A 22,083-nucleotide genomic window follows, 5' to 3' on the forward strand; every position below is an offset into this window, starting at 1 on the left:
TGTTATATGGCTGCTAGTGGAAAAACATTAAATAGAGTAAAACAACCAAATGATATTTTAAATATATTGGTTTTAATAGCTGGAACTACTGATCCTGTTAATGCATCTACTGCAAAAAGTAAACATGCAAATAGTTATACAAAAGACACTTCACAAGATTTAGCTTTACAAAATCATGAGAGTTATACTCAAGTACCAGTAAACTATTGGGATAAAAAGTTTAAAGAACAAATAGAAGCTTTTGATGATAAGTATGTAAATTTAGTGTTGTTTTCTTTTCATGGATGGAGCGGAGACAATTCTAAAGAAAATAGAGAAATAGCTGGGGCATATTTAATTAATAGATTTTGTGGTGCAAATGGAGAAAAAGCATATTATGAAGAAACTTGGCAAAATAAGCCTATACATTTTCATCTTTTAGGGCATTCTCATGGTGGAAATGTTATCAATGAGATGACAAAACAAATAGAAGCATTAGGTTCTAAATGGCCAAAAGAATGGAAGATAAAATCTATTACTTACCTCTCAACACCATTTTTTAAAAAACTTCATCAAGTAAAAGTGAGTGAAAAATTTTTTCATAAAGATGCAGAAGTATTAAGTTTATATAATGACTTTGATATGACACAAAGAATGTTGGCAGATTTTTCGATGGAAACACTTTCTGCTGAGTTCGAGAAATTAAATACTAGTGCTTTATCTGAAGTTATAAATAAATTTAAGACCTATATTGAGTCTTTTCCCATTGAGAATCTTACTGGTGGGTTTAGTAAACTTAAAACATTTATAAGTCCAGCTTGGGGAATTTCAGATTATAATCAAATGGATTATAAAGAAGGACTAGAACTCTATACCTTTACTACAGAAAAACTTTTACTAGAATTGAAAAAAATTTTAGCTGAAATTATAAACATAATAGACCAACTCTCAGAGCAAAAAACTTACGAAGTAAATCATAAAGATTTAAAAAAGAAGATTGATAAAAAAGAGCATACGATTATAGAGGCAACTGAAAATAAAAACTTAAAATCTTTTATAAAGAGTATTGATAAAGATGTAGATAAAATCATTAGAGACCTTAATCAAATTGTGGCTAAAAATACAAATCAATCCAACTTTTCTAAACTAGAATATTTACTTTTATTATTAAATGAAAATGAACTTATTCCTCATCTAATAGCATTTTTAAATATCAATCCTGAAACATTACAAGGTACAGGCAATCCTTTATGGAATATTCTTTATAAAATACTACAACATAATATTGCTTATTATGATAATACTTATGCTAAGCCAAATATTCAGTTTGAAAATAGTTTTTTAAAAGATAGGATAAAAAATGTTGCTGTAACAAGTGATGATATATATAGCTCTAAAAAAGAAACTAAAAACTATTATGAGTTTATAAAATATATTGAAGATGTAGAGGAGAGATATGAAAAAAACAAAACTCAATTTAATCTATTAGATTTACTCTTGACTCTTATATCTAATGATAAAAAAGCTCAAGAACTACGAAGTACCTTACCAGATATTATATCTAAAATAGATAAGGCAGAATATATTGCGACAGGTGAAGTTGATGTGAAATTAAAACTTCTTAGAAATTTATTGACTAATATTAATTCAGTGTTTGAGTTTAGAAATTTTGGAGAGCTAGAAGATAGTACTCATAAACTTACCCCTAAACAAGAAAAATTTAATGAAGATAAAAATCCTTATAATGATACTCTCAAAAGGGGAAGTTTAATGTATCTTCTTATAGAATCCCACTCCACAAGTAGAAGATGGCTACACAAAGAAGTAAAAGATTTTTTGCAAAGATTAGGAGCAAAAAGATGAAAAAAATACTATTAGGATTTTTTATAACAAGTAGTTTTTTATTTGCAGGAGAATTGGCAAATGAAGAAGATTTTATGAAGATGTGTAATAATCCAACACCTTCTCAAAAAATTACATTTGAAGCTATTGCAAAATATAAATCTATAAAACATGATAAAGATATGTGTGCGTATCTTTATGCTCGAACTGGTAGTAAATATTTTTCAGCAGATGCAGATATTTACAATGTTACAGATTTATCTCCTTTAAAATTTTTTGTAAGTCTTACCTCTCTTTCCCTACCAAGAAGTAAAGTAAAAGATATTTCAATTTTAAAACATCTTACAAAACTAAAAGAGTTAAATTTATCAGATAATCCAGTCAGTGACTTGAGTGCTTTAAAAGATTTAAAATATTTAGAGGAGTTAGATCTTTATAATACACAAGTTAAAGATTTAAGCCCAATAAATAATATTAATGCTTTACAACAATTATCTTATGGTTACATTAAAAATATTGATACTATAGATATATCTCAAATAAAAGATTTAACAAATTTAGAGTTTTTAGTATTAGGAGGTATCAAAGTTAAAAATTTTCATATGATTAATAATTTTAAAAATCTAATAGTATTTCTTCCTCCTAAAACTACTACTATGCAAGATATGAATTCTTTAACAAATCTTAAAAAACTAGAAAGATTAAGTTTAAGAAATAACAAGTTTATAACAAACGTTGACTTTATACTTAACTTTCCAAATATGCAAGAGTTATTTATTAACAATACAAGGATAAAAGATATATCTGTTTTAAAAAAACTATCTAAGTTAACTATACTCAATATATCAGGTACGCAAGTTACAGATGCAAGCGGAGTAATGGCAGACACAGATAGAGATCCAAAGTATTTAACATTTACTGCAAGTAATACACCACTAAGATGGTGTTCTCCAAAAAACACTCAAGATATACGAGACCGTAAATCATGCTTTGAAAAAGATGGCACTTTAAAAACTTTTTGGAAAAGATGGTTAGGGTTATAGAATTTATATAATAAAATCTCACAATTTCTATAAAGACCCATTCTATTTCACAATATGAAGACAAAATAGGGTACAACGAAATAGCATTTGAAGATAAAAGGGGAGATGAAAATCTCTCTTTAAGAGCACAAAAGGATATGAATACCCTTGTACTTAATGATGAGTTTAAACATATACAAAATAATTCAAAAACAATAATAGATAATGACAAAGAAGAGACGATAGAGTCTAATTCTATTTTAACAGTAAATAAAGACTATTAGGGAGCCATTACTGGATTATTCTCGTCTCTAAAGGGTTTTCCAATATGTTTTTTTCTAATTAAATCTTTGCCAACAATCTCACTATAAAGATCAAACTCTTTATAAGTAATTTCATATTTTGAAATGGAAAAATTATCTAAAGTCACTTTATGAATTTGTTATCTCTAAAAGCTCTTTAGTCTTCTCTTCTTTTGAAGAGCAAGAAGTAAAAGTTAAAACTATTAATACAAGTATAAATATTTTTTTATACATCTTTATCCTTTATTTTTTTCAATTCTTAAATTAATTTCTTTTATTATGTTTGTCCAGTCTTTTGCAAATCTTTTATATTCTTTTTTTAATTCATCATTTAAAGATAGATATGTTCTTAGATATGTCCTTTTTTTTGCGAAAGACTCTGTGATAATTTGATTACACTTTGATAAACCTAGTACTTTTAGTTTTTCAAAATTTGGGTATTTACTTTTTATTTTATTAAACTCAAACATTGTATCTTTTAATCTATCATTTTCTATTCCTGTAGTAATAAATAATATATTTGGATTCAAATCATACAGGTTATTTGCTGTAATTAAACAACCCGTATGATCTAAATATGGATTTTCTCCAGTAGGCAAAATAATTAAGTTTGATTTTTCTATAAGTCTTAAAATAGTTCTATCTAAAACAAAACATCCCGCTAAATCAATCATTACGATATTTGATTTAGCAAGTTTTTCATCTACTTTATAATCATAAGTATAATATGTATTTTTATAAAACTGAATACCACCAGATAGGGCAGAGCCTTCATCATTTGTAATATAGGGAATATCAAGTTCTTTTGCTATTCCTAATGAAATTATAGTTTTACCTATACCACCTTTATATCCTGCACTAAAAATTACAAACTTATTTTTTAGTGAATTTATTAGTTTTGTATTAGTTCTAAAAAAATCAATCAAAGGAATCCTTATATTATATAATATTAAAATCACAATTATATAATTAATTTGATTACATTTTACTTTATTTAAACTAACTTTAACTAATTTTAAGCAATAATTTCCCTATTATTTTAAAGGAGTAAACTAAAGTGAATTATGAAAACTATAATAATATTTATAAAGAAATACTCGAGGATAAAGAGGGGCAGTTGTCTGCAAATTATTTATTAAATAAATACACCATAATTCATGATGAAGAATTAATCAATATTCTAAATCAAATTAAAAAGAATGAATATATTAATAGTGATAATGAATTAATTAGTAAGTTAATAAATGAATTAGATGAAAATGAAGATATTTTAAATATTAATGAAATAATTGATTTAAAAAATAAAATTATAAATTTAGAAGAGTTAAATGAAAACTATATAGAAAAAGATGAGTCAATAAAAATCAATGAAAATAAAAATGTAAGTGAAAATCATAGAGAGAAGGGTAGAAAAAATCAATATCTTGATAAGATTATAAAAAGTATTAGTCAATTTATAAAAAACCTTAAAATGATTCTTTTTAAATATTTTTCCAAAATCAATTACAAAGAAATAAAAAAGTATTTTTCTAAGATTGATATAAATTATATAAATAGCTTAGGTACAAAAAAATATATTTTGCTAATAATTCCTATATTTATTTTATTAGTTTCTTTCATCTCTTTTAATAACAAAACATTGAATCCTTCTGATATTCAATTAGCAAATAAAGATATTATTTCTTTACCAATTGTAGAAGAAACATTTGAGAAAAAAGAGATTGAATCATCTCCTAAAGATAAAATTATCATGCCAAAAGAAAAAAATCTAGCAAATTCAGAAAAAATTCTTAATGCACTAGATGAAACAACAGTAGATGTAGTAAATAATGATGAAACAACAATAGATGAAACAATTAGCCAAGAAGATAACATATCAAAAGAGCAAAATCAAGAACAAGTTGCTTCTAATGATACTGTAAAACTTGAAGATTTAAATGACATATCAAAATATATGAAAAATATAACATATAATGATAATAGTATTATTTATAAAGATAAAATATTCAAAGAAGGAGAAGATATGTTTGGATTTACTATCTATAAAATATCTTCAGCATATGTAAAATTTGAAGATAAAATAACAAAAGTAAGAAAAAGATACTTATATAAATAGAAAGAGGGGAATATGAAAAAATTTAATTTATTAGTATTATTATCAGTTTTAATAATTTCAGGTTGTGCAAATGTATTTCAAGTTAAAAAAGATAAACCAAAAGAAGAAGTTGTAACTACAAATGTAGAGGAAAAAGACAATAAAAAAGAAGAAGCACAAAAAAAACTTAATGAAAAATGGATATATTACACAATGATAAATCCAAAAACTGAAATATTTGTTTATAATGGTAATTATTCAAAAAATGATAGTTTACTAGAAGATAGACAAATAAAGAGTTCATTTTATTTGAGTGGTAAATCAGTTAGAATTTCAAAAATATTTGACACTAAGCTTGGAGATAGATATGGGAAAATAGCTAATAAGTCTCTTTTTATTTCTATGGATGACTTAACAACATACAAAAAGTAAGGTTTTCTTTTTGTATGATATAGCTTAGAAGTAAATATACAATTAGTTTGAAAATTATAGTTTTCAATACTAAATAACATAAGTATATTATTAAATATATCTTTTTAAATTCTTAGAAAAATCAACTATATATTGAGCTATTTCATCTAAATGTACAATATCTTTTACAGCACCAACTTCGATTGCTTTTTTAGGCATTCCAAAAACTACACAGCTTTCTTCATTTTGAGCGATTGTATAAGCACCATTGTCAAATAACTCTTTTATTCCTATCATTCCATCATCTCCCATTCCTGTCATCATCACAGCCATAGCAGAACTTCCTATAACATTATTAACGGATCTAAACATAATATTTACACTTGGTTTATGATGTGATATTCTTATTCCATCAATAAGTTTTGTATAATATTCATTCCCTCTTTTTTCTATACTTAAATGCATATTACCAGGAGCTAAAAAAGCTTTTCCTTTCTCAAGTTTCATTCCATCAGTAGCTTCAAAAACTTCAAGAGCTGATTCAGTATTTAATCTTTGGGCAAAAGACCTTGAAAAACCATATGGAATATGTTGTGTAATAACTATTGGAGGTAAATCATTTGGCAAAGATTTAAAAACTTTAAGTAGTGATTCAACACCACCTGTTGATGAACCTATTGCAATAACTTTAGAACCTCCTAATCTTGCTGGACTTGAGAGAAGTAACTCATCAGGATGATTTTTTGTATTTGTTTCTATCTTTGTTTTGTTCTTTTGGATAAATTGTGCTTTAGGCTTTTTAAGTGTATATTGTTTTAATAAAAAAGTAAGATTTAGTAAATTGTCTTTTACTCTTGATTGAAATGACATCATTGATTCACCATTCGCAGGCTTTTCTATATATCCAACAGCACCATCATCAAAGATATCATTTCCTCTTGCACCCTCACCTGATACTACAACAGCTGGCATAGGATGAAGTCTCATTAGGTTTCTTAAAAAAGTAACTCCATCCATTTTTGGCATATTTATATCAATAGTTACCATATCTGGTTCAAACTTCTTGATTTTTTCTCTTGCATCAAAGGCATCAACTGCTTCATCAATAACTTCAAATTCATCAATAGAATTAATAATATCTTTTAAAATTCTTCTCATTGATAATGAATCATCAATTACTATTACTGTATACATTTAAATAGCCTTAAAATAGTTCAATATCCATCTCAGGAGCTGGTTCTGGATCATTGCCAAATAAATCCACACCACCAACATACTCTTTGAGAACTGGTGCTTTTGTAATTTCCACTTGTAAAGATTTTTCTTCTTGAATAACTTTTGAATCTGTTTCATTTTTATTTGTAACTTTTATAAATGTTTCAAAATCATTAGTCATCAAAATTAATCTTGCATGATCACCTCTTGTATGTTCAGAAAGTATTTTAAAACCTTCTGATTTACAAAAATCTTTAGCGAATTCAACATTTCTATGTCCAATAGAATTAATACTACTAGCCATTAATTGCATAATATCTGCACCTCCAGAAATCTTTGCTCTTAAATCTTTCTTTTGGCATCCTAATTTATACATTTCATTTAACATAGCCTCAACTGAATAAAGCCCATATTTCATATCTTCATTTGAATTATTAGTCGTCGGAAGTAAAAAATGGTTCATAGCTTTTATTTTTTTAGCTGTATCATAAAACATAATAGCAACACAAGAGCCAAGTAAAGTCTTAAAAGCTACATTATCATTATCTGAACTAACCGCAAATTCTCCACCAATTACAGTATGTGCCCGATATCCTTTTATTACTTGAGTAGAAAGATTATTAGAGATTTTTTCAATGCTTCCATCTTTATGACCTAAAATTATCAAGATACTTCCTTCTCTTTAATAAAAATATTTTGCCCTATTCTTCTAACATAAGCCTCAAGTTTACCAGGACTTTCAGAATGCCCAATATATAGCGTTCCTCCAATTTTTAGATGTCTAAACAACCTAAATAAAATCTTTTCTTGGTCTATTGCAGAAAAATAAATTAGTACATTTCTACAAAATACTACATCAAATTGATTTTTTGCAAAAGGATAATTTGCATCATTTAAATTCATAACTTGAAAAGTAACCATTTTTTGAAGTTCTGGTTTTACTTTTATAAGAATCTCTTCCGATGCTAAACTTTTTTCAACTCTTTTTTTAAAGTATTTTTGGGGTTTTAACCAACTGGGAAATTCTTTTGAACTTTTTGAAAACCGGTATATCCCATTTGCTGCATATTGTAGTACATTAGTATCAATATCTGTTGCGATTATTGATGCATTTATTCTTTTTCCTAATTCTTCTTGTGTTTCTAAAATTGTCATCGCCATTGAATAAGGTTCTTCTCCAGTTGATGAAGCAGAACAATATAATTTTATATCCTGACTATGCTTTAACAACTCAGGTAAAACCCTATTTTTCAAATCAGCAAAATGGAATTCTTCCCTAAAGAAATGTGTTTTATTAGTTGTAAAAGCATTTATAAATTCTGTTTTATAATTACCCTCTTTAATAGCATCCAGTAAATCATCTAAAGAACCTTGAAATGAAGCATTCCTCTTTAATTTATGAAGTCTATTTGAAATCATAATATCTTTATTTTCAGTAAGAGTTATCCCAGTAAAAGAGTATAACAACTCTTTTACTTTTTCATGTAAATGTAAAGTATCATCCATTTTTATGAAGCTTTAACTATACCTAATTCTTTTTCTTTTTTGATTTGTGCATTTATTATTCCTAATACATCTAAAATCAAGCCAATACTTCCATCACCTCTAACAGTTGCAGCACCTATACCTTGAACTGGTCTAAAATTTTTATCCAAAGGTTTAACAACTACTTGATATTGATTTAAGAATTCATCAATAGCAATTGCAATTTTTGTGTTACCTTGTTTAACGACTATTAACATTCCATCTTCAAGTTTAGGATATCCTGGTTCTACTCCAAAAAGTTTATGAAGTTTTACAATTGGAATGAATTCTTCTCTTAACATTAATAAATCTTGAGCACCATCACCAATCTTCTTAATCATTTCAGAAGTTGGTTGTAATGATTCAACAATAGAGTTTAAAGGTAAGATATATCTTTCTTCACCCACTGCTATATCAAGACCATCAAGAATTGCAAGTGTTAATGGCAACATAATAGTAATAGTTGTACCACCACCAATTGTAGTATCTAAATTAATTGCTCCACCTAATTTATGAATATTAGTTTTAACAACATCCATCCCCACACCACGTCCTGAGATATCTGTAACTTGATCTGCTGTTGAAACACCTGCTCCAAATACTAACATTGCTTTTTCATTATCTGTCATTTTTGATAATTGATTTTCATCAATCAATCCATTTTCTAGAGCTTTTTGAGCAACTCTTTCTCCATCAATTCCTTTACCATCATCTTCAATTGTAATAATCATTTGACCATTAGCTTGTTCTGCAGAAATGATTATCTCACCCATTTCATTTTTTCCAGAAGCTACCCTATTTTCAGGAGTTTCAATACCATGGTCTAGTGAATTTCTAATAATATGCATTAAAGGATCTGTCAAACCCTCAATCATAGCTTTATCAATCTCAACATTATCACCGAAATGTTTGAAATCAACTTTTTTATTTAATTTCTTAGAAATATCTCTTACAACTTTTGGGAACTTAGAATAAATTGATTCCATAGGTACCATTCTTATACTCATAATAGAATCTTGCATATCTCTAATATGTCTTTCAAGTTGTTCTAATCTTTCATATACTGAATTTTGTACTTTATTATCTTCGATAGAAGAAGTAAATTGTTTTAACATTGCATTTGTAATAACTAAATCACCAACATTATTCATTAATAAATCAATTTTGTCAAGATTTACTCTAATGTTATTAGTTGCAGCTGCAGGTTTTTTTTCTTCTCTATTTCGTGCAGCAGCAGCTGGTCTAGTAGCAGTTGGTGCACTTGCAGGAGCAACTGCTTTTGAATTTGGTGTTGAAGACTCTTGTTTTTTTTCTACTATTGGTGTTTCTTCTTTTTCTGGCGCTTTTATAGTTGCAGTTGGTGTAATCTCTTGAGCATCATCAAAAAATCCAAAATTCTCATTATCTAAACTTTCAGTAGATGCATTTGAAATTTTAATATTATCATTGAAAAATCCAAAAGAATCATTTTCCAATGAATCTTCAACATCAATATCATCTTCAAATATTCCATAAGAATTAGAATTTAAGTTAATTTTTTCACTAGAAGATTCTATTGGAATAACTTCAGGATGTATCTCTTCTTGTTGAATAACCTCAGTTGGTATTTCATTTTGTTGAGAAATAGATTCTCCATTAATATATGCTCTTATTTGGATTAAAAGCTCTGAAGTCATTGATTCAAAAGTATTTCGATCAATATCTTCTGCAACTTCTAATTCCAAAATCTCTTTCATAACATCCATGCAGTCAATTAAAACACCTGCCATTTCAGGAAGATATTCTATTTGGTGGTTTCTCAATTTATCCATCATATTTTCAACATCATGAGTAAATTCTGCAAATATTGGAAGTTCTACAGAAGCTCCACTTCCTTTTAAAGTATGTACATCCCTAAAAAGCTGACCCATTTCTTCTTCAGTAAGTGAGCCATTTGTCTCAGCTTCTAATAAAACATTATCAGCTGATTCAAAAAGTTCTACAGCTTCTTCTAAAAACATTTCTCTATATTTTGATATATCAAAACCAGACATAATAACACCTTCCTATCTATTTAAAACTATATTAACAGCTTTTAGTAATTGATCTGGAACAAATGGTTTTACAATCCAACCAGTAGCTCCTGCCGCTTTCCCTTTTGCTTTCATGTCATCACTTCTTTCAGTTGTTAAAACTAAAATAGGTTTTGTTTTATATTTATCTACTTTTCTTAGTTCACCAATTAATGTCAATCCATCCATATTTGGCATATTAACATCAGTAATAATTAAATCAAAGTTATTTCCATTTGCTTTTTCTAAACCGTCTACACCGTCTACTGCTGCAATTACATCACTATATCCACCCTCTTTGAGAGCGTATGTTAACATGTCTCTTAACATAGTCGAATCATCCACTATTAAAAGCTTTGCCATAGTATTTCCTTAATACGAAAAAATAATATTCATAAATAATAACTAAAGAACTATTAAATTAGTATAAAAATTAAATATTAGCCGAAGCTAATTCAATTCTATCTCTACTAACTTTTAATACTTTTAATTCAACTTTATCACCAACACTTAAAACATCAGATACATTTTTAACTCTTTCTTTTGATATTTTAGAGATATGTAATAAACCTTCACCACCTTTTGGTAGTTTCATAAATGCACCAAAATCAACTATTCGCTCAACAATCCCCTCTAAAACTTCTTCTTCTTTATATAAAGAATCAAAAATAATTTTCTCATTTTGTTTTCTTGAAGGAGCATTATCTGAAATTGTTTTAATATGTGCACAAGCGTCTAATACATTCTGTTTATTATCACCAGCAACTTTAACATTACCACTATCTCTATCTAAATCAATTGAAACAGAAAATTTTTCTATAATCTCTTTTATTGTAGACCCTGCTTTTCCAATCACTACCATAATTTTGCTAGGATCAATTGCAAATTGTTCCATTAATGGTAAAGCTGGGCTTGGAACGATTTCAACGGCTGCTTCTTCCATAAGAGTTAAAATATGCTCTCTCCCCTCTTTTGCTTGTAAAAGAGCTTCTTTTAAAACACTTAATTCTATTCCACCAAGTTTTATATCCATTTGTAAAGCGGTAATTCCTGTTTTTGGACCAGCAACTTTAAAGTCCATATCTCCATCATGATCTTCTAGTCCCATGATATCAGTTAATACACAATGTTTATCACCTTCAACAACCATACCCATAGCAACACCTGCAACTAAAGCTGATATTGGTACTCCTGCTGCTTTTAAGGCTAAAGAACCACCACATACTGTTGCCATAGAAGAAGAACCATTTGATTCTAAAATTTCAGATACTAATCTAACAGTATCACCAAAATCTCTATCAATAGTAGCTTCCAATGCTCTTTTACCTAAATTACCATGTCCTAATTCTCTTCTTCCTACACCAAACATAGGTTTTGCTTCACCTACAGAAAATCCAGGGAAATTATAGTGAACCATAAAATTTTCCATAGAAGTTGATTTTTCATTTAATGTTTCAAACATTTGTCCATCTTTAGCACCTGCTAAAGTTGCCACAACCAAGGCTTGTGTTTCACCCCTTGTAAATAAACAAGAAGAGTGAGCAGATGGCAGAATATTTGTATCAATAGATATAGGTCTAACAGTTTTTAAACCTCTCCCATCAGCTCTTACATGCTCATTTACGATCATTGCTCTTACAACTTCTTTTTTTACAATTGAAACAGCTTCATAAACATTTTCAAAAGGAAATTCATTTGAAGTACAATATTCATCTTTTGCAATTTTTTTAGCCAAATCTTTTAATTCAGTTGCTCTTTCACTTTTAGCTAATTTTTTAACAGCACCTTTTACATCATCTAAATATGTGTTTTTTACATGTGTTATCAAATCTTCTGGAATTGTAAATTCTACTAATTCAACATCGAATTTTTCTTTACAAACATTTTCAAATCCAGTCTCATATGTTGAATTAGCTTCTTTTAAAGCAGTTTGGGCAACTGAAATAGCCTCAACTAATTCTTCTTCTGTCATTTCATTTGTTTTATGGATTTTTGAAAAAGCTTCAATATCCACTTCAACCATATCTTCAGATGAAATAGCTCTCATTTCAATCATAAGAAGCTCATCTTTTGATCCAGCTACATATAAGTCTAAAGTTGAATTTAGCATATCTGTAACATTTGGATTAACTACATATTTACCATCAATTCTAGCAACTCTAACACCAGCAACTGATTTTTTCACAGGAATATTAGAAGTATATAAAGCAGCACTTGCCGCATTTAAAGCTAAAGTTTGTAAGTCAACATCTTTATCCGCACTTAAAACCATTACTGTAATTGTAGTAGGATAAACATAACCTTTTGGGAAAAGTGGTCTTAAACTTCTATCTATAATTCTTGATGTTAAAGTTTCTAATTCACTTGGTTTACTTTCTCTTTTGAAAAATCCACCAGGTATTTTTGCTGCTGCGTATGCTTTTTCTATATATTGTACTGTTAGTGGAGTAAAATCTTCAGAAACAGGATTATCAAACTCACTTACAACTGTTGCTAAAACAACTGCATTACCACATTTTGCTAAAACTGACCCATTAGCTTGTTTTGCAACTTTATTAAACTCAAAAATCTCATCTTTTCCATTTAATTCAAATTCGCATACTGTTGACATAATTATTTATCCTTTATATTTTTAATATCTTCAAATGTTACCTCTTCTAATTCATTATAATAATAATTAATGGAGATAAAATGATCTAAACTCTCTACATAATACAAATCATCAGCAATAGATTCAATCGTTTGTATACTAGCATTTGGTAGTATAGGAATTGCAACTGAAACTGATTTTGCACCTAAATTAATAGCTGTTTTAATACAAGCCATCATGGTAAGTCCTGTATTTAACCCCTCATCAACAAGAAGAATATTTTTATCTTTTATATCTTTTATTCTTTCTCCTGATCTAAATTTACTTAGTTTATTTAAAATCATACTCTCATAAATATATTTTGACTTTGAATAAATAAAATCTAAACTTAAATCAAAAGAACGAGCTAGTTCTTCATGAATTACAACCTCTTCACTTTCTGTTACAATTGCAATTTCACACTCTTCATTATTTGGGGCTAATACTTTTTCTGTAAAAAGTATTTTAAATTGAGCATCTAGTTTTTTAGCAATTATTTTAGCAATTGAAAATCCACCAAAAGATGAGGCAACAACTGTCCAATCTTCTAACCTCATTTTTTCTATTGGTAAGATTTCTATTAATTTATTTGCTGCATCTTCTCTATTTTTGAAATATATTTTACTACCACTGCATCTTACTTCAAAATCATCCAACTATTTATCCTCTTTAACTGTATATTGTTGTTTAAACCCACCAATTGGTTTTAGTGTTAATTCCAGAAAAACTATATCTTGTTTTTTTGAGTTAACTCTTGTTGAAGAACTTGGTTTAATCTCTTTTATATAACTTAAATTTAAATCCCAACATTTATCAAAAATACCTAAAATAAAAGATTGTTTATTTCTAAGTTTTTCTTTTATATTATAATCTTCTTGATATGTAAACTTATAATCCTTATAAAAAGTAAAACCAGTATTTATAGTATATGATTCTAAATCTTCTTTACCTGAATTAGGAGTATCTTTTGACATATAATGTGTTGCATTAAAAAAATAATTTTCATAGTTAAATGAAAAACTTGTAGATGATTCTGTCAACTTATTATCTAAATTACCATATACAATTCTATTTGAAATAGATCCTAGAAAATAATTATATCTTATTTCATTTTCCAAATCACCTAATTCAGTATTATTAAAATCATCGTAAATTATTGATTGGCTAATCTTATGATTAATTATCTCTTTTAAATCTTCAATATCAGTCCAAGATTGATTTACTGAAAAAGTTATAGTTTTAGTTGTTTTTGATAAAGGAAATGAAGATAATTCTGTTGATGTTGAATTTAATGGATATATATCACCTTTTGACTTAACAACATTTGGTATAACAAATGCAGTGTCAAAATTAATTGTATGTATTCCTGTATCATATTTTTTTACTAAATTGGTATTAAAAGTTACCTTATGTCTATTTTCAATAAAAGTTGCATTTTTATAATTAGCATCTCCTTTTGAATAATCAATTTTTGATAAAGAAACTTCTTCTTCCAAAATCACTTTAATATAATCATCAAACATTGAAAAGCTATAAGAGATAGGAATATTTAAATCTGTTTTTACAGCATTTAGTCCTGTATCTCTTGTATAGTTTGTTGTTTGCAAGTCTGTTGAATATAAAAGTTTATCAAAAAATAAACTATTAGAAAAAGAGTGCAACTGAACTTGTGGTAATTGTTGAAGAGTAGTTTTATTTGATTCTAAAGAAGTATCAATATAGTGTCTTAAATATGTACCAAAATAATAATCATTATTTTTATAGTAATAATTAATTTTTGATTCAACTTTTTTTTCATCAGAGTTATTTTGACTATCATCTTCTAAATTATAATATTCTATATCATTTAACCATTTGATTGATGCATATAATCCATCATCACTATTATTTCCACTAAATAATTTATTTCTTGAATAATCAATATTCCATCCAAAATGGCTATCATTTTCTAAAGAATTTTCATCAGCATAATCATTTTTTTCTTTAAAATAACCACTTCCAATTTTTAAAATAGAATCTGGAGAATCAGCATATCTATAATATGCATACATTCCATAACCTCTAGTTGTTCTTATTTGAGGAATAAGTTCAACATCATAATTATCAGCAGGAGCTATAAAAATTGGTTGAGAATAAACAAAGCCCTCAGATGAAGAATATCCAACCGTTGGTCTTAAAAGTCCAGTTCTTCTTGTGGTATCGGTTGAAAACCCTATATAAGGAGTATACATTACGGGGATATCTTTTATATAAAGTCTAGCATTATATGCATTTAACCATTGATCTTTTGTATCATAATCTGCACTAGAGAATCTTATATTCCAAGCTGGATCTATACAATCACAACTTGACATAATTGAATCTTTGAAATGATAAGAATCTTTTTCTTTGTTTGCTTCATGAGAAGTTACCCATAATTGTGATTTATTATCTAAAAGAAGTATTGGATTTTCTGTTACATTTTCATCATTTAAATCAACAAAAGCATAATCACTTTGAGTTTGAATTATATTATCTTTTAATATTACAACATCATCAAACAGTTCTAAAGTACCCTTTTCCTTATCATAAATTACTTTTTGTGCAGATATATAATACTTAGGAGAAAATATTACTACATCACCATTTGCTATTACTATATTATCTTTACTATTTAAATCATTAGACAATATCTGAAGTTTTTCTTTTTGAAAATCTTTTGAATATAAACTACCAAGAAGTATTGGCAAAATTAGAAGTGTTTTATGCATTTACAACCAATGTTTTTGAAATTTTATCATGAAATGTTTGTTTACCCTCGTTAAAAAATGCGAATATAAAGCCAATATAAAAAAACATTTCACTTAAAATTCTACCAAATGATCTTAACGCAGATTGTACCAAACTAACTTTAGAAAAGTCATCATAATCGATAACTCTTATCTTTGCTACTATTTTACCAAGTGTAGCACCATAATACCACACAAAAAATGTTTGATAAACAAATTTTAAAACTAAAACTTGAAAAACAAATTTATTCATTAAAATTAAAACTGTAGTTAAATCACTTCCATTATTAGTAATTGTATCCCAAAATATGGCTAATACAATAAAGGTAATTAGCATATCATCAATTATAAATGCTATTATTCTCGAATTAATTGTTGCAAGTTCAAAATTATCGTTATTCTTTTGTTCATCTATCATCTAACTACTTTAATGCTTGATAAGCGATATCTGTTCTACATTTTTTGCCAGCAAAGTGAACTTGCCCACAAAGTGCATAAGCTCTATCTCTTGCTTGTTTTATTGTTGTCCCAAACCCCACACAAACTAAAACTCTTCCACCTGTTGCAAAAAGTTTATCATCTTCTTTTTCAACTCCAGCATATGAGATATGTGTATTATTTAAAATATCTTCATCTACTATTTCATCTACTATTATTTCAGCAGGCTCACTTGAACTATATGGATAATTTTTACTAGCCATAACAACACCAACACTAAACTCATCTTTTATTTTAATATCAAGTGATTTTAAGTTTTTTGTTGCACCTTTATAAAAAAGTTCAGAAACAGGAGTTTCTAATAATGGCATCAAAATTTCACACTCAGGATCACCAAATCTTACATTATATTCTAAAATAATGGGTTCACCTTTTACTACCATAACACCTATAAAAAGAACACCTTCATATGGAGCTCCTTCTTTTTTCATTCCTTCTAGAGTTGGTTTAATAACTCTTTCTTCAACTTTCTTATAAATGTCATCATTTACTAAAGGAGTTGGAGCATATGCTCCCATTCCACCAGTATTTGGTCCTGTATCACCATCCCCTATTCTCTTATGATCTTGGGCAGCTGGTAATACTTTATAGTTTTCTCCATCACAAATAGCAAAAATTGATAATTCATAACCATCTAAAAATTCTTCTACAACAACACAATTCCCAGCATCTCCAAAAGATTCACCACTTAGCATATCAGAAACTGCTTTTTTTGCTTCATCTTTTGATTGGGCAATTATTACGCCTTTTCCAGCACATAATCCATCAGCTTTTACTACTATTGGTGTATTTTCCATGTTATCAATGAAACTATAAGCTTCATTTTCATTACTTGTTTCTATAAATGCAGCTGTTGGAATATTATATTTTTTTAATATATTTTTCATATAAACTTTTGAACCTTCAAGTCTAGCAGCTGCTGCACTTGGTCCAAAAATAGTTAAATCATTCTCTTTAAAAATATCTACAACTCCATCTACTAAAGGAGCTTCTGGTCCTACAATTGTTAAATCTATACTATTTTCTTTTGCCCATAAAGCTAATTTTTTATAATCTTTAATATTTATATTAGTACCTAAATTCTGCGTAGCCCCATTTCCTGGCATAAAATATATATTGTGTTTATTCTCTTTAGATATAGCTAATCCAATAGAGTATTCTCTACCACCGCTACCAAGTATTAAAATATTCACTATGATTTTCCTTAATAATTGTAAGTTATCCAAGTAGCCGTTAACCATCAAACCGGCCCTAAAAGCCAACTCTAGCACATAAGAACTGATACTTTAGGAGCAGAAATACTAAAAGTAAACGCTGCACACCATATCGTTACATTACGCACAAAAAAACAGTATCGGACCCTCAACGATGGAAATCCCGAACTACTTAGATAGTATTATTTTACCTAATTATGATTGAATTAAAGATTAATTTTATTGAAATGTTTTTGCAAGTTCAATACATGCTTCAATTGATTGAGTAGGAGAGACTTTATATTTTACATTTTTTGGCATATATTTTGCAGTTGTATTTCCTATTACTATAGCTTTATAACTCTCATCCCAAGCTATTTTGTCAAAAAAACATTTTATACAAGAAGGTGAAGTAAAAATAATAGTTGAATTTAAAGAAGGAACTTTTAACTTATTTTTATTACAAATAGTTTTATACACTATTAATTCATTAATATCTATTTTATTCTCTTTTAAAATATCAAATAGTTTTGATACACTTTTCTCACCTTTTACATATAATACTTTTTTATTTTTCAAATAAGGAATTAATTCATAAGCAAAAGCATCTCCATGAGAAGAGATACCAGAATAAACTACATTTGAGTTATATTTTTTTAAAATATCAGAAGTCTTTTTTGCAATAGCATATGAATCTAAATTAGTCCAAGGCAAAGAATTTTTATCAAGGGCATAAATAGCATTTTTTGATGTAAAGATCAAAGAATCATACTTTTTTAAATCTATATTTATATCTAAATATTCTATATCAAATACAGGAAGATTTTCTATTCCTTTATATTTTGCATTTGAAAGTAAAACTATATTATTCATTTATTTGTAGATTCTCTCTTTGAATTTTATTTATTGCTAAATCCATATTTTTACATATATGTGTATTTTTAAATATCGCACTGTCTTCTATTTTTGTAATTCTTCTTCTATCTCTTTCTTTTAAAACTAATGAAACATCAATATTATAATCTTTTAATAAATTTATAATTTCTTCAATTGTAATAATTGCAGAAATATCTAAAAAAACTATATCTCTACAATCAATAATAATATATTTAGCTTTTAAAACTTTTTTAATTCTTCGTTCAAGTATCATTGCACTTCCAAAGAAAAAAGCTCCATCAATTCTTAATATTCTTATTTCACTATTATCTATATCTATATCAAAAGGGCTATCTTTAAAGGCTTTTATTGTTTGAATTCTGGTCTCTTTTGATATTTTATAAACAGCTGATATTGCAGCAAAAGTGATACCTGCACCAACTGCCATTATTAAATCTACAAATACAGTTAATAATAAAACGGTAATCATAATTAGTATGTCATTTTTATGCAAGACTTTCATGATTCTAAAAAATCTATAATCAATAATATCAACACCAACTTTTATCAAAATTCCAGATAAAACAGCTAATGGAACTTGCGAAGCATATTTAGCAAAAAATACAACAGTAATTAAAAGCATTATAGAATGAGTCATTCCAGAAATTCTACTAACTCCTCCACTTTTTATGTTAATTACAGTTCTCATTGTAGCCCCAGCACCTGGAATTCCTCCAACAAAAGAACATAAAGAGTTACCAATTCCTTGCCCTATTAGCTCTTTATTTGGTCTATGTTTAGTTTTTGTCATGGAATCTGCTACTAATGATGTTAATAAAGTATCAATTGTTCCTAATAAAGCTAATGTTAATGCATATACAAAAATATCTTTTAACTTTAAAATGTCAAAATTAAAAGGTAAAACAAAATTAGGCAAAGATGTCGGAATCTCACCTATTACTTTTATATCATACCCATAATAGATACTAAAAGATGTCATAACAATCAAAGCTACCAAGGCAGAAGGTATAATTTTTGTAATAAATTTAGGAGTAAAAAACATAATTATTAGAGTAATACAAGCAATAACTAAAGAGTCATTATTAACTAAATGAAAAGTATTGGGGATCTCAATTAAAGTATGAAGTACAGAACCATAACCATCAACTCCTAAAAAAGGGTTGATTTGTAAAATAATTATAATTATTCCAATTCCAGTCATAAATCCAGAAATAACAGGATAAGGAATAAATTTAATCCACTTCCCAATACCAAAAAGACCAAAAGAAATTTGAATTATTCCTGCTAAAAATATCACTGTCATAACAGAGGCTAAGTCATCTTTAAAAGCTACTATAGCAGCAGCTGTAATAACTGTCATAGGACCAGTAGGTCCTGATATTTGAGTTGGTGTTCCACCAAATAAAGCTGCAAAAAAACCAAGTATAATGGCTCCATAAATACCAGCTTGAGCCCCAGCTCCACTTGCAACCCCAAAAGCTAAAGCTAGTGGTAAAGCAACAACTGAAGCTGTTACTCCACCTAAAATATCATTTTTTATATTTTTAAACAAAAAGTTCCTTTGTTTATTAATTTGTCTCTTCGTCTTCTTCTCTTTGACCTTTTTTTCGAGTTAAAATATGAATAGGTGTTCCCTCAAAATTTAATTGCTCTCTTAAAATATTGATCAAATATCTTTTATATGAAAAGTGTAATAAATTTGGTTTATTCATAATAAGCGCAATTCTTGGAGGTTTAGTCTCAAATTGAGTTGTATAATATATTCTTAAATATGCACCATTTGGACTTGGAAGAGCATGTCTAATTAGTGCATACTCTATAATTCTATTTAATTCAGATGTAGATATTCTTTGACTATAATTTTCATAAATTTCAATTAATTTATCTTTTAATTTATCAATACTTCTACCTGTTTTTGCAGATACTGCAATTATTGGTGCATAATATAGAAATTTAAATTTACTTCTAATTGTTTCTTGTATTTTTTGGAATGTATCCATATTTTCATCCCATTTATTTAAAACAATTATTGTTCCTAATCCATATTCATCAACCAACCCAGCAATTTTTTCATCTAAATCAACTAATTCAGAAGAAGCATCTAAAACAACTAAAGCTAAATTTGCTTTTTGTAGCATTTCTTTAGTTCTCATTAAAGCAAACTTTTCTATCCCTTCAATACTTCCTCTTCTTCGTAAACCTGCGGTATCAACAAAAGTAATATTCTTATCTTTATATTCAAATGATTCATCTACAGGATCTATTGTTGTTCCTGCTATTGGAGAAACAACTGATCTTTCTTGACCAATTAAAGCATTAAGTATAGATGATTTACCAACATTAACTCTACCAATAATTGCTACTTTAATATTATTATCATCTACTTCTTCTTCAACTATCTCTTCTTCTAAAGGATATTCACCTTCTTCATATTCAGAATCATCTTCATCTAAAATTTCTCTATTTATAATTACTTCACTCTCCGGTAATTCAGGTAAAACATTATAAATCCAATCAAATAAATCTTTTGTTCCTCTATTATGAGAAACAGATATTCCAAAAAGATTTTCATCCTTAATACCAAACTCAAAAAAGTCCCAAAGTCTTTCTTTCTCTTTGTCATTATCAATTTTATTTACAACTAAAGCTAATTTCTTTCCTAAAGCTTGAAGCTCATAAAATAATTCTTTATCTTTTTCATCTGGAAGCTTTTTACCATCTACCATAAAAAGTATTATATCAGCCTCTTTTGCAGTCTCAACAGCTTTTCTTTTTACTGTTGAAAAGATTGCATCATTTGTCTCATCAATACCGCCTGTATCTAACATCAATGCTTTTTTATCAAATATTTCTACTTCATGTTTTCGAATATCTCTTGTTGTTCCTGCTTGATCTGATACTATGGCTATTCTTTGTTTGGCTATTCTGTTAAATAGTGAACTTTTACCAACATTTGGTTGTCCCACTAATGCTATTTTTTTCAATTCATCTTTATTATTAATTACTTGCATCTATTTCCTAATTTTTTCAATTTTGTATTATAACAAAAAAAAGGGCGTTAGCCTCAAGACTAACACCCTTTTTTAATAATTCTTTAAAAAATTTTAGTATAAACCAAATTTTCCTTCATCACTTGTTTTGTATAATACTCTCATATTATCATCTTTATCATAGAAAACTTTAAATGCAGAACCAGATGATTTTAGATCAATTAATGCTTCTTCAATATCAATTGGTTTGTATGAAGTTAATCTAACTGGAACTATTTCAGCTTCAAGTCTATCTAATTCATTTGCAATTGCATCTTCAATTTCTGTAGAAACAACTTCAGAAAGTTTAGTAGCTTTGTGAGTACTTACTTTATCATGATGTCTTCTTAATACTTTTGAAACTCTATCAACTGCAATATCAACCGCAGAATATAAATCTTTATCTTTTTGTTTTACAACAATTGTATCTAAATGTGCTACATTGATTGTAAATTCGAAAACGAATACAGGTTTACTATTTCTCTCTTCTTTATCAATAATAGAATTAACTGAAATAATATCTAAGTTATACTTTTTAAAAATTTCTACTGAACTATTTACATAGTCTTTTATCGCATCTGTTAATTCTATGTGTCTTCCTACAATACTTGTATTCATAACATACTCC

Annotated in this window: 21 protein-coding genes; 5 read left to right on the forward strand and 16 right to left on the reverse strand. The window is 27.6% G+C overall.

Translation table 11 applies throughout. The annotated features are described in order from the left end of the window. Window positions 1-6: 6 nt before the first annotated feature. From CRU95_RS01165 to CRU95_RS16970, 3 genes are read left to right on the forward strand one after another with little or no spacing between them, the layout of a single operon-like run. Window positions 7-1,842, forward strand: a complete 1,836-nt coding sequence (locus CRU95_RS01165) for a hypothetical protein (RefSeq protein WP_129099317.1) — start codon at window positions 7-9, stop codon at window positions 1,840-1,842. Further along, complete coding sequence (locus tag CRU95_RS01170) at window positions 1,839-2,864, forward strand: leucine-rich repeat domain-containing protein (protein WP_164969697.1); 1,026 nt, start codon at window positions 1,839-1,841, stop codon at window positions 2,862-2,864. Before CRU95_RS01165 ends, CRU95_RS01170 begins: the two co-directional genes overlap by 4 nt. A gap of 29 nt (window positions 2,865-2,893) precedes the next feature. Continuing rightward, a complete protein-coding gene (locus tag CRU95_RS16970; RefSeq protein ID WP_375153679.1) occupies window positions 2,894-3,127 on the forward strand; it encodes a hypothetical protein in 234 nt (77 codons plus the stop codon). Here the strand turns inward: CRU95_RS16970 and CRU95_RS16550 are convergent. Together CRU95_RS16550 and CRU95_RS01175 are read right to left on the reverse strand one after the other, a co-directional pair. After that, the gene (locus tag CRU95_RS16550) at window positions 3,124-3,273 is read right to left on the reverse strand and encodes a hypothetical protein (RefSeq protein WP_164969698.1); all 150 of its coding nucleotides are present in this window, start codon (window positions 3,271-3,273) and stop codon (window positions 3,124-3,126) included. The two genes, CRU95_RS16970 and CRU95_RS16550, sit on opposite strands and share 4 nt — an antisense overlap. A 108-nt stretch (window positions 3,274-3,381) precedes the next feature. Then, window positions 3,382-4,071, reverse strand: coding sequence for a hypothetical protein (locus tag CRU95_RS01175; RefSeq protein WP_129099319.1), 690 nt, complete (start codon window positions 4,069-4,071; stop codon window positions 3,382-3,384). 131 nt (window positions 4,072-4,202) lie between these two features. Between CRU95_RS01175 and CRU95_RS01180 the strand changes: the two genes are divergently transcribed. Both CRU95_RS01180 and CRU95_RS01185 read left to right on the forward strand, forming a co-directional pair. Further along, the gene (locus CRU95_RS01180; RefSeq protein ID WP_129099320.1) at window positions 4,203-5,261 is read left to right on the forward strand and encodes a hypothetical protein; all 1,059 of its coding nucleotides are present in this window, start codon (window positions 4,203-4,205) and stop codon (window positions 5,259-5,261) included. Between the two features lie 12 nt (window positions 5,262-5,273). Beyond that, window positions 5,274-5,672, forward strand: a complete 399-nt coding sequence (locus CRU95_RS01185) for a hypothetical protein (protein WP_129099321.1) — start codon at window positions 5,274-5,276, stop codon at window positions 5,670-5,672. Between the two features lie 90 nt (window positions 5,673-5,762). Here the strand turns inward: CRU95_RS01185 and cheB are convergent, their stop codons facing one another. The 14 genes from cheB to hpf form a co-directional block, all read right to left on the reverse strand. Then, window positions 5,763-6,845 (reverse strand): chemotaxis-specific protein-glutamate methyltransferase CheB, encoded by a 1,083-nt coding sequence (gene cheB, locus CRU95_RS01190; RefSeq protein ID WP_129099322.1) that lies wholly within the window; start codon window positions 6,843-6,845, stop codon window positions 5,763-5,765. Window positions 6,846-6,855: 10 nt separating this feature from the next. Further along, complete coding sequence (locus tag CRU95_RS01195) at window positions 6,856-7,533, reverse strand: chemotaxis protein CheD (RefSeq protein WP_129099323.1); 678 nt, start codon at window positions 7,531-7,533, stop codon at window positions 6,856-6,858. Then, complete coding sequence (locus CRU95_RS01200; protein ID WP_129099324.1) at window positions 7,530-8,372, reverse strand: protein-glutamate O-methyltransferase CheR; 843 nt, start codon at window positions 8,370-8,372, stop codon at window positions 7,530-7,532. The genes CRU95_RS01195 and CRU95_RS01200 overlap by 4 nt, the downstream gene beginning before the upstream one ends. 2 nt (window positions 8,373-8,374) lie before the next feature. Continuing rightward, a complete protein-coding gene (locus tag CRU95_RS01205) occupies window positions 8,375-10,423 on the reverse strand; it encodes a chemotaxis protein CheA (protein ID WP_129099325.1) in 2,049 nt (682 codons plus the stop codon). 12 nt (window positions 10,424-10,435) lie between these two features. Then, on the reverse strand, window positions 10,436-10,804 hold the full coding sequence (locus tag CRU95_RS01210; protein ID WP_013135570.1) for a response regulator: 369 nt from the start codon (window positions 10,802-10,804) through the stop codon (window positions 10,436-10,438). Between the two features lie 70 nt (window positions 10,805-10,874). Beyond that, entirely contained in the window at window positions 10,875-13,052 is a 2,178-nt protein-coding gene (locus CRU95_RS01215; protein ID WP_129099326.1) for a polyribonucleotide nucleotidyltransferase, read from the reverse strand. Between the two features lie 2 nt (window positions 13,053-13,054). Next, window positions 13,055-13,726 (reverse strand): phosphoribosyltransferase, encoded by a 672-nt coding sequence (locus tag CRU95_RS01220; RefSeq protein ID WP_129099327.1) that lies wholly within the window; start codon window positions 13,724-13,726, stop codon window positions 13,055-13,057. Beyond that, window positions 13,727-15,820 carry an LPS-assembly protein LptD gene (locus CRU95_RS01225; RefSeq protein ID WP_129099328.1) on the reverse strand — a complete coding sequence of 698 codons (2,094 nt, stop codon included), beginning with the start codon at window positions 15,818-15,820 and terminating at the stop codon, window positions 13,727-13,729. Next, window positions 15,813-16,256 (reverse strand): RDD family protein, encoded by a 444-nt coding sequence (locus tag CRU95_RS01230; RefSeq protein ID WP_129099329.1) that lies wholly within the window; start codon window positions 16,254-16,256, stop codon window positions 15,813-15,815. Before CRU95_RS01230 ends, CRU95_RS01225 begins: the two co-directional genes overlap by 8 nt. Window positions 16,257-16,260: 4 nt before the next feature. Further along, the gene (gene purD, locus CRU95_RS01235) at window positions 16,261-17,529 is read right to left on the reverse strand and encodes a phosphoribosylamine--glycine ligase (RefSeq protein WP_129099330.1); all 1,269 of its coding nucleotides are present in this window, start codon (window positions 17,527-17,529) and stop codon (window positions 16,261-16,263) included. 240 nt (window positions 17,530-17,769) lie between these two features. After that, window positions 17,770-18,402, reverse strand: a complete 633-nt coding sequence (locus CRU95_RS01240; RefSeq protein ID WP_129099331.1) for a uroporphyrinogen-III synthase — start codon at window positions 18,400-18,402, stop codon at window positions 17,770-17,772. Beyond that, window positions 18,395-19,978: a SulP family inorganic anion transporter gene (locus CRU95_RS01245; protein ID WP_129099332.1), complete on the reverse strand. Its 1,584-nt coding sequence runs from the start codon at window positions 19,976-19,978 to the stop codon at window positions 18,395-18,397. Before CRU95_RS01245 ends, CRU95_RS01240 begins: the two co-directional genes overlap by 8 nt. Window positions 19,979-19,994: 16 nt before the next feature. Next, entirely contained in the window at window positions 19,995-21,437 is a 1,443-nt protein-coding gene (gene der, locus CRU95_RS01250) for a ribosome biogenesis GTPase Der (RefSeq protein ID WP_129099333.1), read from the reverse strand. A gap of 93 nt (window positions 21,438-21,530) precedes the next feature. Beyond that, window positions 21,531-22,073, reverse strand: coding sequence for a ribosome hibernation-promoting factor, HPF/YfiA family (gene hpf, locus CRU95_RS01255; protein ID WP_129099334.1), 543 nt, complete (start codon window positions 22,071-22,073; stop codon window positions 21,531-21,533). Window positions 22,074-22,083 lie beyond the last annotated feature (10 nt).

This window comes from Arcobacter sp. F2176, from assembly GCF_004116465.1.
In the GTDB taxonomy this organism is placed as follows: Bacteria; Campylobacterota; Campylobacteria; order Campylobacterales; family Arcobacteraceae; genus Arcobacter; species Arcobacter siniprincipis.

Bases quoted from the DNA above. Each gene is read 5' to 3' on its own strand.
- CRU95_RS01165 (WP_129099317.1), top strand. From the start codon at position 7: ATGGCTGCTAGTGGAAAAACATTAAATAGAGTAAAACAACCAAATGAT.
- CRU95_RS01170 (WP_164969697.1), top strand. From the start codon at position 1,839: ATGAAAAAAATACTATTAGGATTTTTTATAACAAGTAGTTTTTTATTT.
- CRU95_RS01185 (WP_129099321.1), top strand. From the start codon at position 5,274: ATGAAAAAATTTAATTTATTAGTATTATTATCAGTTTTAATAATTTCA.
- cheB (WP_129099322.1), bottom strand. From the start codon at position 6,845: ATGTATACAGTAATAGTAATTGATGATTCATTATCAATGAGAAGAATT.
- CRU95_RS01200 (WP_129099324.1), bottom strand. From the start codon at position 8,372: ATGGATGATACTTTACATTTACATGAAAAAGTAAAAGAGTTGTTATAC.
- CRU95_RS01205 (WP_129099325.1), bottom strand. From the start codon at position 10,423: ATGTCTGGTTTTGATATATCAAAATATAGAGAAATGTTTTTAGAAGAA.
- CRU95_RS01210 (WP_013135570.1), bottom strand. From the start codon at position 10,804: ATGGCAAAGCTTTTAATAGTGGATGATTCGACTATGTTAAGAGACATG.
- CRU95_RS01215 (WP_129099326.1), bottom strand. From the start codon at position 13,052: ATGTCAACAGTATGCGAATTTGAATTAAATGGAAAAGATGAGATTTTT.
- CRU95_RS01225 (WP_129099328.1), bottom strand. From the start codon at position 15,820: ATGCATAAAACACTTCTAATTTTGCCAATACTTCTTGGTAGTTTATAT.
- CRU95_RS01230 (WP_129099329.1), bottom strand. From the start codon at position 16,256: ATGATAGATGAACAAAAGAATAACGATAATTTTGAACTTGCAACAATT.
- CRU95_RS01240 (WP_129099331.1), bottom strand. From the start codon at position 18,402: ATGAATAATATAGTTTTACTTTCAAATGCAAAATATAAAGGAATAGAA.
- der (WP_129099333.1), bottom strand. From the start codon at position 21,437: ATGCAAGTAATTAATAATAAAGATGAATTGAAAAAAATAGCATTAGTG.
- hpf (WP_129099334.1), bottom strand. From the start codon at position 22,073: ATGAATACAAGTATTGTAGGAAGACACATAGAATTAACAGATGCGATA.